We start from the raw sequence: 10,629 nt of genomic DNA on the forward strand, positions 1-10,629 counted from the left end.
ATTAAAAATGGCTCAAATGTATCTTATTTATAATCAAACGACTATAAATTAAAAATAATTAAACCATAGAATTAGTAGGGTATTGTAATTTTTAAAGGCCTTTACCCAATGCTTACAAACATCTTTTCAATTCAGTTAGAATTATACTAACTTGTAGTTTATGCATAAAAATGGATAAGGAGTCTTCATTTTTTTGAAATCCTTCTGATTTATGCTTTATTTTTAAAGAATTTCTTTAATGAAATCGACTCATTCTCTGTTTAAATTAAATTGATGAATATTTCCACTGCTCAACAAGCCCTGAAGCATTACTTCGGGTACGATCGATTCAGACCAATGCAAGAGGACGTTATCAATTGCGTGCTCTCCAAACAAGATGCAGTAGTACTTATGCCTACTGGAGGTGGTAAGTCTATCTGTTACCAAATTCCTGCTATTATTTCTCAAGGTACAGCTATTGTTATTTCACCTTTGATTGCTCTTATGAAGGATCAGGTAGAAAGTTTAAAAGCCAATGGTGTATCTGCTGCTTTTCTAAACAGTACACAATCTTATACAGAACAAAGAGAAATTGAGGAAGACTTGAGATATCAACGTCTTAAATTGTTATATATCTCACCAGAAAAATTACTTACGGGTAACTTTTTAGATTATCTATGCAATCTCAATATCAGTTTTATTGCTATTGATGAGGCCCACTGTATTTCTCAATGGGGTCATGATTTTAGACCTGAATACACTCAATTAGCTGCTTTAAGACAACGCTTACCTCATATTTCTTTTATTGCTTTAACTGCAACAGCAGATAAGGTGACTAGAAATGATATTGCTAATCAATTAGGCATGAATAATCCACAAATATTTTTGGATTCATTTGATCGACCTAATCTAAGCCTAAGAGTAGAAGCGGGACAAAAACGTATTGAGAAAATCATTAAGTTTTTAGAAGCAAGACCCAATCAATCGGGAATTGTGTATTGCTTGTCTAGAAAAAGTACCGAATCTATTGCTACAAAACTTAGAAACGCTGGGTATAATGCCATGTATTATCATGCTGGCATGAGTGCCGATGAACGTTCTAGAGTTCAAGAATCTTTTATTAAAGACGATATACCAATTATCTGTGCTACTATTGCATTTGGTATGGGAATCGACAAGCCCAACGTAAGATGGGTAGTACATTATAACCTTCCGAAAAACATGGAGGGGTATTATCAGGAAATTGGTCGTGCAGGCCGAGATGGTCTTCCATCAGATACCATGCTTTTCTACACCTTTGCTGATGTAATGCAACTACGTGACATGGTCAGTGATGCAGGACAACATCAGCTTCAGCTTTCCAAATTGGAAAGAATGCAGCAATATGCGGAGACGAGAACGTGTAGAAGACGTATCCTGTTAAGTTATTTTGGAGAAACTTTGGAGAAAGATTGTGGGAACTGTGATGTTTGTCGTAATCCTCCTGAACTTTTTGATGGAACTGTGATTGCCCAAAAAGCGATGTCAGCTATTGTTCGGGTACAAAGGGAAATGAATAAGAACTTATCGACAGGTATGTTGATCGATATTCTTAGAGGATCAAGACGTATAGATTTGATCAATCAGAATTTCCACACTATCAGAACATATGGTGCTGGTCACGATATCAGTTACGATCATTGGCAATTGTTCTTGCAGCAAATGTTGAACTTAGGATTAATTGAAATTGCTTACGACAATCACAATACTTTCCGTGTCACTGAAACTGGAAACCAAGTATTGTTAGGGAAATTTCCTGTGAACTTTGCTAAATTATCTCAGTTTAAAAGTACTCCTTCTTCTAAAGTACCTACTAAGAAAGTCTCTGCTAAAGAGCAATTGGGTAGAGAGTTATTCGAAGAACTTAGAGTATTACGTAAAACCATTGCAGATAAGGAAAATATTCCTCCATATGTAGTATTTAATGATGCTACGCTAAAAGACATGTCAGATAAGAAACCTATTTCTGTTAATCAAATGATGTCTATTTCTGGTGTAGGTGAATTGAAGCTGAAAAAGTATGGCAATGAATTTATCGGCTTGATTGTTCGATTCATTATCAAAAAATCGAAGGAAGGATTTAAGATTACCGGAAGCACTTCTTTATTGACGTATGAATTGTATCAACAAGGATTGAGTGTACATGAAATTGCTCAACAAAGACAGCTTCAAGATCAAAGTATTGTAAGTCATCTTGCTAACCTTTATGAAATGGGTTACAACATCGATATTTATCAATTTACCTCTGAAGAAGAATTGGATGCTATTGATGATTGTATTCGAAAAATGGGAAGCAACAAAGGTGTAAAAGCAATTTTTGATTATTTCAATGGTGAAATTCCTTACACAAGTATCTATTTTGGAATTGCCCATCAGAACCGATTAGAAACGGTAGTTAGGTAAACCTTTGTTATTTTATCTTCATTTTCAGTACATTTTGACCATATTTTACAGATATTTGTCTTTACATATATCTTATTTGACCTTTTATATATTAGTACATTTCTTTAAAAATGAGCGAAGAGAAAACACATAAGGCCGGTTTTGTAAGTATCGTAGGTAAACCCAACGTTGGTAAATCTACGCTTATGAATCAGCTTGTAGGGGAGAGGCTTTCAATTATTACATCAAAAGCACAGACAACGAGACATCGTATTATGGGGATCATGAGTACGGAAGATTATCAGATTGTTTATTCTGATACTCCCGGTATTATTACTCCAAAATACGAATTACACGAGTCTATGATGGATTTTGTAGACAACTCTCTTTCTGATTCAGATGTGATTCTTTTTGTGACGGATATCTTCGAGCAGTTTAAGGAAAAGGATGCACTCATCAAACTTGAGAAAGCAAAGGCACCTATCATTGTTATTATTAATAAGATTGATATGGCCAAGCAAGATGAAGTATTGAAAAAGGTGGAATATTGGAAAGAAAAATTAAATCCAAAAGTAATTATGCCAGTTTCGGCACTTCACGGATTTAATGTTCAGGCGATATTGGACGAGATATTAGACTTGCTTCCAGAACACGCTGCTTTCTATGATAAAGAGGAATTGACTGATAAGCCAATGCGTTTCTTCGTTTCTGAGATTATTAGAGAAAAGATCTTCTTACACTATAAAGATGAGGTTCCATACTCTTGTGAAGTGATGGTCGACAGCTATAAAGAAACACCTGATTTGGTAAAAATCAGAGCGACTATTATGGTGGAGAGAGATAGTCAGAAAGGTATTATCATTGGTAAAGGTGGTATCAAACTGAAACATGTGGGTGCTGATTCTAGAAAAGAATTAGAGAAATTCATCCAAAAGAAAGTATTCTTGGAAACTCATGTGAAAGTGGATGCTGACTGGAGAAAGAACGATAAAAGTTTAAAGATGTTTGGTTATAAAAATGACTAAGCAAATTGATATAAAATAAAAAATCCCTTACAATTTAATTTGTAAGGGATTTTTTATTTCTATCTCTTTTTACGGATTAACATGATAATAAATACTCGCTAAAGTATTATTTCTCCTTTGATCTGATCCATTAAATCGTAACTCATACTGTCCTGTATCTGGGAAAACATACATTTCTGATATATCAAATTGACCAGTTCCTGGAACAGGAGGAATAAGCATAAAATCATTGACCAATGAATCATAAAAACCAGAGGTTGTTGTATCTGTAGGAATTTTTAGATACATCAACATCAAACAATTGTTCATGTTGTCATCTAAATCATCCATATAGGCATTTACTGTAAGCTTCTCTGTTAATTTCACCTCAAAAGAATCCTTCTCATATTCAGGAAACTTAAAATAAGGGGCGAAATTTTTAAAATCTATAGCAAAACGAGTCAAAGGACTTTCGTTAAATGAACGATCCTTCGCTGACATATAAATTTCATATTCACCAGTACCTGCATACAAAGATGTGGTAGTTTGTGCAGATGCAACTCTAAAGTTCTTAGTAATCTCTGTTTGTGCACCTGCAATTGCGAATGTGTCCTCTCTCACTAAATAAGGAGGAAATCTTAAACCTGGCGAATTATCAGGTCCTACATAATCAAAACCAAGCTTATAAGAGAACAATCCCTCATTATCTGTCATATAGGCAATAATTGTCAGATCTGTAGACAATGTATCTACAACAGGAGCATCACCCGCTTCATCCCCGTTTACGGTAAACGATCGGATCATAGGTGGTTCAGTATCTATAAACTTCTCACACGAAAAGAGCAAGATCGAAAACAGTAAACTGAAACTATATTTAAGGGTTACTTTCATAAACTAAAATTTCTTCACATTAATGAAGACAGTTAAACCAATAGTAATGACCACAAAGATGTTCAAAATTATTTTAACCCAATTCGTATCGTCCATGAATAACAAAGAATTATTGGCATTTTTCATCGCATCATAGAAAGATCCTAAATCAGATTTAGAAATCTGAGCATTTCGCAAGCTCTCTCCTTCTACAACAATCTTACCTTCTGGATATAGTGTTTGATACTTCTTTGTTTTAGGATTAAATATCGATAAAGAAATAAAATCTTTTAGTAGATATTCTCCTGGCTCTTGAGGCTCTATATAATATTGGAAGGTTTTTGCTCCCACTACCTTTCCGTTCGCTCTGTTAATACTCTGAGAAACTGAAGGAGGGTAGAACAATAAAGAGTCAGTTTCGCTAAGATTCGGCTGACGGATAGCATTGATGTTTCCTTCTCCTTCCACTCTAAATTCTAGCGTTACACTTTCCCCTGTTTTTAATTGTTTATCGCTTAATTTCTCTCTTAAACGGTAGTTACCTACACTCGATAATTCTTTTTGAGGGTTATCAGGCAGATCTTTTATTCTGATTGTTTTCCCTTTTGATTTGAAAACCTCTCTATCTTCTTTTCTTTCTCTTCCGAAAAACGATTGTCTTTTAGAAACTTGATATTTAACCATTTCCAACTCAGTTGTAGGAATCACAATATCTTCTGTATTTAAAGGATAGAACATGGCTTCATATATTTTATACTGTCTATATGATTTACCATTGATAGTGATGATTTGAGGTCGAATAGATTCTATATTAAAGTTCTCTTCCCAACAGTTCTTAGGTTTCACTGCCTTTAATATGTTGGTAATTTGTTCGTCCATTTTATAAAACTCTAATTCCGCTTGATTCGAAATAGCGATATAAAACGAAATATCCATCTTAAAGCCTTCTCCTCTGTATACTGATGATTTATCTGTGCTTACGGCATAAAACGCATCCGCCTTCACATCAATAAATTGTTGGTTATCTTGATTTCTATCAAATGAATTTCCTCTTCCCCAGAAATCGGCAAAGGGATCGTACGTTTGTCTTTGTACAGGTTTTCCTACTTTAATAGATGCTCCAGGATGATTTTTAGACTTATCACCCACTTTCATTGTAAAGGCAGCTAATGTAAATGTTCCTTGCTTTGTTGGTTGATACAACTGAGTAACACTTTGCTGAGTAGAAACCTGACCATTAATGATGGTAGTTTGAGACGAAGAAGAGGGTCTTCCTTTTCTAAAGCCTGGAATATCCGGAAATTCAGAATAATTATTCATCCTTCCATTTTTTACTGTTAAAGTAATTTCAAAGCTTTCGTTAATACCTATATCTGTTTTACCAATATTCAGTTCTATTGTTTGAGCAAATACATTTCCCCCAACAAAAAACAACAAGGCGAATAAAGAAGCTTTTAATAAGCCAAAAGTATTGTCTATGATATATGTATATTTTTTCATTCCGTAAAGATCAGAATTCATAACTAGAAAAAATGTAAAAAAATTCTAAAAAATTGACTTCTCTCAAATAAAATGTAACTATTACACTATTTTTTCGTAAATTAGTTTAGACAAAAAATTAAATGTCTACTGTCCAACATATTTTTATATTAACACCAAGTAATAAACCCGATCATGCTCGAATATTCTAAAATCATTTTAAAAAAGGTTGCTTTTGATCGTCATCTTTTTTTGAAAGAATTACGCAAATCATTGGGGATCTTATCGATTAACGAAGTACTATCGCTAAGATCATGGGGAAAGTTAGCTTTTCCAAACTACGCTTTCATGATTCAAAATGAGTGCAATAAACAAATAAGTTCTTACGCATTAGTAGGATAATTAAACATAGAAAAAAATTAAATAAGAAGGTGATTGTTTTTAAGCAATCACCTTTTTTTTGCGAAATTAATATTCCTCATTAATCCCTCATATTTAGTTCTTTTTACGGCAGACTTTCTGAAAACCTCCTTAAAAACGTCTTCTGTTAGTTCTTCCCAATCTTTTTTATTTATATCGCCTAACTTTTCATGAGCGTTAAAACTTTCTTCTTGATGTGGCTTTGAGAATCTATTCCATGGGCATACATCCTGACAGATATCGCAGCCAAAGATCCAATCTTGCATTTTCCCTTCAAACTCTTGAGGGATGGAGTCTTTCAACTCAATAGTTAAATAAGATATACATTTACTACCATCTACCACGCCTTTTTGAGGAATTGCATCTGTAGGACATGCATCAATACATCGGGTACAAGTACCACAATAATCTTTAATAGGTGGATCCTCTTCTAATTCTAAATCAATAATTAATTCAGCAAGAAAAAAGAAGCTTCCCATAGATCTGTTTAAAAGGAGAGAGTGTTTACCTACCCAACCTAACCCTGCCTGTTTTGCCCAAGCACGTTCCATAACCGGAGCAGAATCTACGAATACTCTTCCGTTCACCTCTCCAATTTCAGATTCTATATATTTTACAAGATCTTTTAGTTTCCTTTTAATCACATAATGATAATCCTCTCCGTAAGCGTATTTAGCTACCTTATAAGTATCTTCAGAAGCTACATCTTTTTCTGGAAAATAATTATAGGAAAGCATCACCACAGATTTAGCTCCCTCCACAAGTTTGGTTGGATCTAATCGTTTATCAAAATGATTGGCCATATACGACATTTCGCCATGCATCCCATTTTTAAGCCATTCTTCTAAAAAATCGGCTTCCTCCTCTAAAAATCTAGCTTTAGCAATGCCGCACTCACTAAAACCCAAGCGTTTTGCTTCTGCTTTAATGAGTGCGGCATTTTTTTCTTTTTGTGATTTTTTATTCACTTCTATATTGAATATTAATTCTTCATCTCCCTAAGGGAATCTTCTGCACACTTCTCAATTTCTTCAATAAAATGATTTTTATTTAAAGTATCAATATCTAATCTCTCGGCCCCTTTTGCCATTTGATGTAATCGGTTAGCACCTACTGTTCCTGCGATTCCTTTTAATGTATGAAGGCAAGTTCTAAGTTCTTCGTTCCTTTTATTCCTCATAGAAACTTTGGCCTGAGATATTAATTTATTAAAATCCTTTTCGAATGATTGGAGTAAATTATTGAACTGTTCCTCTTTAGCATAGTTTTTAATTCTAACCCAAACATTTTCTTTAAGAAGTGGTATCGTTCGATATATTTTAATATAAATAGTTTCCATTACTAATAAAACAGAAATAAAGATTTTTCCGTTTTTTCATGGATGTTTATCTACTTAAAGAATCAAAGAAAACTTTATTGATTCTTTAAAATCAAGTAAAACCTTTACAAAGTGAACTATTTAATAATTTATATTCAGACCTCTAAATTAAATATTCTACTCAGGCATAATACTTAAAATCAGTTCTTTAATTTTCAATTTATTGCATAACTTACATCTGTATCATTTCATATAAAATCATAATTTAATATCACGTAATTAATTACGTTCTTCTATCATAAAGCTTGCAATATAATATCACTACAATTAAATATTTATTTCTACCTATTTAAGCATTTATACAAGTTTGTTTTCTATTCATCAGATAACAAAAGAATACCTATGCAGAACGTAATTATTTACAATCTTCTTCTCAATGGGAATAATTTACAAACTCTAAGGAAGTTTAAACTGTTTAAGTTTCAATGATTCTTCTTTTATTTGTAATCAATAACTACGTATAGTCTATTTAGTTATTGATATTAATTGTATCTTTTATACTTATTTGATAAAAGTTTGCAGAATCATAGTGAAGTCTTCATTGATACTATTTATTTTGCGAAAAAAATCTATACCATGATCATATATAACATTTCCTTTCATGTTGATGACGAAGTGCTTCAACCTTGGAAAGAGTGGATGAAATCTTTCTTTATTAACGAAGTAATGAACACCCAATGTTTTACAGGGTATAAGCTCATGAAACTTCTATCTGAAAAGGCCGAACAAACCGGTACTAACTTCGCTTTAATGCTTGATGTCGAAAATTTATTAAAAGTTGATCAGTTTATGCGTCAGTTTGAAGGTGATTTACACACTAAGTTAAAAGCAGAGTTTGGTGAGAAGGTTTCTCAATTCCGTTCTGTACTAAGAGAAGAAAACATTTAATCGTACAAACCTTACAATGAAACAATTTTTTAAGTCATTTAGCTTCATTACTATTTTGCTGCTTGGGACATTCATCACTACCCAAGCTCAAATTATTAACCCTGTATCTTGGTCAGCTACTCTTTCTAACGATGCTCCTAAAGAAGGAGAGGAAGTAGTGATCACATTTAAGGCAAAAATTAAAGATGGTTGGTATTTATATTCCAACGATTTTGATCATGAATTAGGTCCCATCGTTACCTCAACAGAATTTAAACCTAATGCTACATTCCAAGTAGCCGATACATTATTACCTATTAATTCATCAGAAAAATATGATGAAATATGGGAAGGAAACATTAGATATTTTAAAAAGGAGGGTACGTTTAAGCAAACCGTAAAAATTCTTGATCCTAACTTCAAGATTGAGGTGACCATGAATGGTCAGAGTTGTTCTGATGAAACTGGATCTTGTATTCCTTTACAGAAAGATTTTACTCTTGAACCAAAAGTGGATACATCGGATGAAAGCTTACTTGGTTTTATAATTTCTGCTTTCTTATTTGGATTAACAGCGATATTTACTCCATGTGTGTTCCCAATGATTCCTCTAACGGTATCATTCTTTACCAATCAAAGTGGAGGTAAATCAAAAGCATTTTTATATGGATTTTCGATTATCGCTATTTACGGTTTCTTTGGAGCTGTACTAGCGCCATTAACAGGAGATCCTAGTGTAGCCAATGCGATTAGTACACACTGGCTGCCAAATACATTATTCTTTATCATCTTTATTGTCTTTGCATTGTCTTTCTTTGGCATGTTCGAAATCACTTTACCAAGTTCATTGGTAAATAAAATGGACAAGCAATCGGATAAAGGTGGATTAGGAGCTGTATTCTTTATGGCATTCACTTTAGTATTGGTTTCTTTCTCTTGTACAGGTCCTATTGTAGGTACTATCTTGATTGAATCTGTAGGTGGAGCCTTCTTAAAACCAATCTTCGGTATGATCGCTTTTGCTTCAGCATTTGCTTTACCTTTTACATTATTCGCTTTATTCCCTGGATTAATGAAAGGTCTTCCAAAGTCTGGTGGATGGTTAAACTCTGTAAAAGTAGTTCTAGGTTTTGTTGAATTAGCTTTAGCCTTTAAATTCTTATCAACAATAGATTTAGTTTATAACTGGAGACTGTTAGATAAAGACATCATGGTGGCTATTTGGATTGCAATTAGTGCTATGTTGGGATTGTATTTATTGGGTAAAATTAGATTACCTCACGATTCTCCAACAGATACAATCAGCCCTCCTAGAATGATTTTAGCAACAATTGTTTTCACTTTTGTCATTTATTTAATCCCAGGTTTATTTGGTGCACCATTAAAACTTTTATCTGGAATTTTGCCTCCTCAAACACATCATACATTTGATCTAAGAGGCATTATCAGAGAAGAAATAGAATTTGCAGAATTATCTGGAGGAAATAAAAAAGAAACACTTATTCATCCAATCAAATATGAAGAGCTGTTCGAATTACCTCACGGATTAAAAGGATACTTTGATTATGATCAAGCATTAGCGGCATCAAAGAAATTCGGTAAACCTATCTTCTTGGACTTTACGGGCCACGGCTGTGCTAACTGTCGTAAAATGGAAGACAATGTTTGGTCGGATCCAAGAGTCTTAAGTCGCTTGAAAAAGGATTATATCATTCTTGCATTATATGTAGACGATCCAACAAAGTTACCTGAAGACGAATGGATTACTTCTACTTTTGATAAAAATGTGAAAAAGACAATAGGAGCTAAAAACTTCGATTTCCAAATCACGAAATTTAAAAGTAATGCACAACCTTTCTACTGTTTATTAAATGGTGAAGGAGATCTTTTAGTGAATCCTAAAGCATATGATTTAAATGTGCAGAACTTCGTTGATTATTTAGATTCAGGTGTAGCTGCATTCAAAAAATAAAAATTCACCTTACTATTTGATGTTGGAATAAAATAATATTGATTCCATCTCATACAGTTCATAAAAAAGTCCACTTCATAGAGGTTATGAAGTGGACTTTTTTATTATTTTTACTTTTAACCTATAATAGATGAATTAATTTTCATCAAATAAAGGCCCTATGATTAATTCTGCTCATTTTTTGCAACTGCTTTTACATACTTATTTATATCAAATAAGTATATGATCTAGACATAAAC

8 protein-coding genes are annotated in these 10,629 nt (G+C 33.2%); 4 read left to right on the forward strand and 4 right to left on the reverse strand.

The window, feature by feature from the left end; genetic code table 11:
- The first annotated feature begins 273 nt into the window (after positions 1-273).
- Positions 274-2,421, forward strand: coding sequence for a DNA helicase RecQ (gene recQ / locus KMW28_RS20590; RefSeq protein ID WP_169665694.1), 2,148 nt, complete (start codon positions 274-276; stop codon positions 2,419-2,421).
- 110 nt (positions 2,422-2,531) lie between these two features.
- Positions 2,532-3,425: a GTPase Era gene (gene era / locus KMW28_RS20595; RefSeq protein WP_066211309.1), complete on the forward strand. Its 894-nt coding sequence runs from the start codon at positions 2,532-2,534 to the stop codon at positions 3,423-3,425.
- A 69-nt stretch (positions 3,426-3,494) separates the two neighbouring features.
- Here era and KMW28_RS20600 read toward each other — a convergent pair whose 3' ends face one another.
- From KMW28_RS20600 to KMW28_RS20615, 4 genes are all read right to left on the reverse strand, one after another.
- Positions 3,495-4,295: a hypothetical protein gene (locus tag KMW28_RS20600; RefSeq protein ID WP_169665696.1), complete on the reverse strand. Its 801-nt coding sequence runs from the start codon at positions 4,293-4,295 to the stop codon at positions 3,495-3,497.
- Between the two features lie 3 nt (positions 4,296-4,298).
- The gene (locus KMW28_RS20605) at positions 4,299-5,774 is read right to left on the reverse strand and encodes a BatD family protein (protein WP_169665698.1); all 1,476 of its coding nucleotides are present in this window, start codon (positions 5,772-5,774) and stop codon (positions 4,299-4,301) included.
- Between the two features lie 428 nt (positions 5,775-6,202).
- The gene (gene queG, locus KMW28_RS20610; protein WP_169665700.1) at positions 6,203-7,141 is read right to left on the reverse strand and encodes a tRNA epoxyqueuosine(34) reductase QueG; all 939 of its coding nucleotides are present in this window, start codon (positions 7,139-7,141) and stop codon (positions 6,203-6,205) included.
- Positions 7,142-7,155: 14 nt separating this feature from the next.
- The gene (locus tag KMW28_RS20615; protein WP_169665702.1) at positions 7,156-7,512 is read right to left on the reverse strand and encodes an Hpt domain-containing protein; all 357 of its coding nucleotides are present in this window, start codon (positions 7,510-7,512) and stop codon (positions 7,156-7,158) included.
- A gap of 615 nt (positions 7,513-8,127) precedes the next feature.
- Between KMW28_RS20615 and KMW28_RS20620 the strand changes: the two genes are divergently transcribed.
- Both KMW28_RS20620 and KMW28_RS20625 read left to right on the forward strand, forming a co-directional pair.
- Complete coding sequence (locus KMW28_RS20620; RefSeq protein ID WP_066211301.1) at positions 8,128-8,439, forward strand: DUF4286 family protein; 312 nt, start codon at positions 8,128-8,130, stop codon at positions 8,437-8,439.
- Positions 8,440-8,455: 16 nt separating this feature from the next.
- Positions 8,456-10,390, forward strand: coding sequence for a protein-disulfide reductase DsbD family protein (locus KMW28_RS20625; protein ID WP_169665704.1), 1,935 nt, complete (start codon positions 8,456-8,458; stop codon positions 10,388-10,390).
- Positions 10,391-10,629: the final 239 nt, after the last annotated feature.

Origin of the sequence: Flammeovirga yaeyamensis (assembly GCF_018736045.1) — a bacterium.
GTDB classification, from domain to species: domain Bacteria; phylum Bacteroidota; class Bacteroidia; order Cytophagales; family Flammeovirgaceae; genus Flammeovirga; species Flammeovirga yaeyamensis.

Excerpts from the sequence above, each read along its gene's own strand:
- KMW28_RS20625 (WP_169665704.1), top strand. The coding sequence starts at position 8,456 with ATGAAACAATTTTTTAAGTCATTTAGCTTCATTACTATTTTGCTGCTT.
- era (WP_066211309.1), top strand. The coding sequence starts at position 2,532 with ATGAGCGAAGAGAAAACACATAAGGCCGGTTTTGTAAGTATCGTAGGT.
- KMW28_RS20615 (WP_169665702.1), bottom strand. The coding sequence starts at position 7,512 with ATGGAAACTATTTATATTAAAATATATCGAACGATACCACTTCTTAAA.
- KMW28_RS20605 (WP_169665698.1), bottom strand. The coding sequence starts at position 5,774 with ATGAAAAAATATACATATATCATAGACAATACTTTTGGCTTATTAAAA.
- KMW28_RS20600 (WP_169665696.1), bottom strand. The coding sequence starts at position 4,295 with ATGAAAGTAACCCTTAAATATAGTTTCAGTTTACTGTTTTCGATCTTG.
- KMW28_RS20620 (WP_066211301.1), top strand. The coding sequence starts at position 8,128 with ATGATCATATATAACATTTCCTTTCATGTTGATGACGAAGTGCTTCAA.
- recQ (WP_169665694.1), top strand. The coding sequence starts at position 274 with ATGAATATTTCCACTGCTCAACAAGCCCTGAAGCATTACTTCGGGTAC.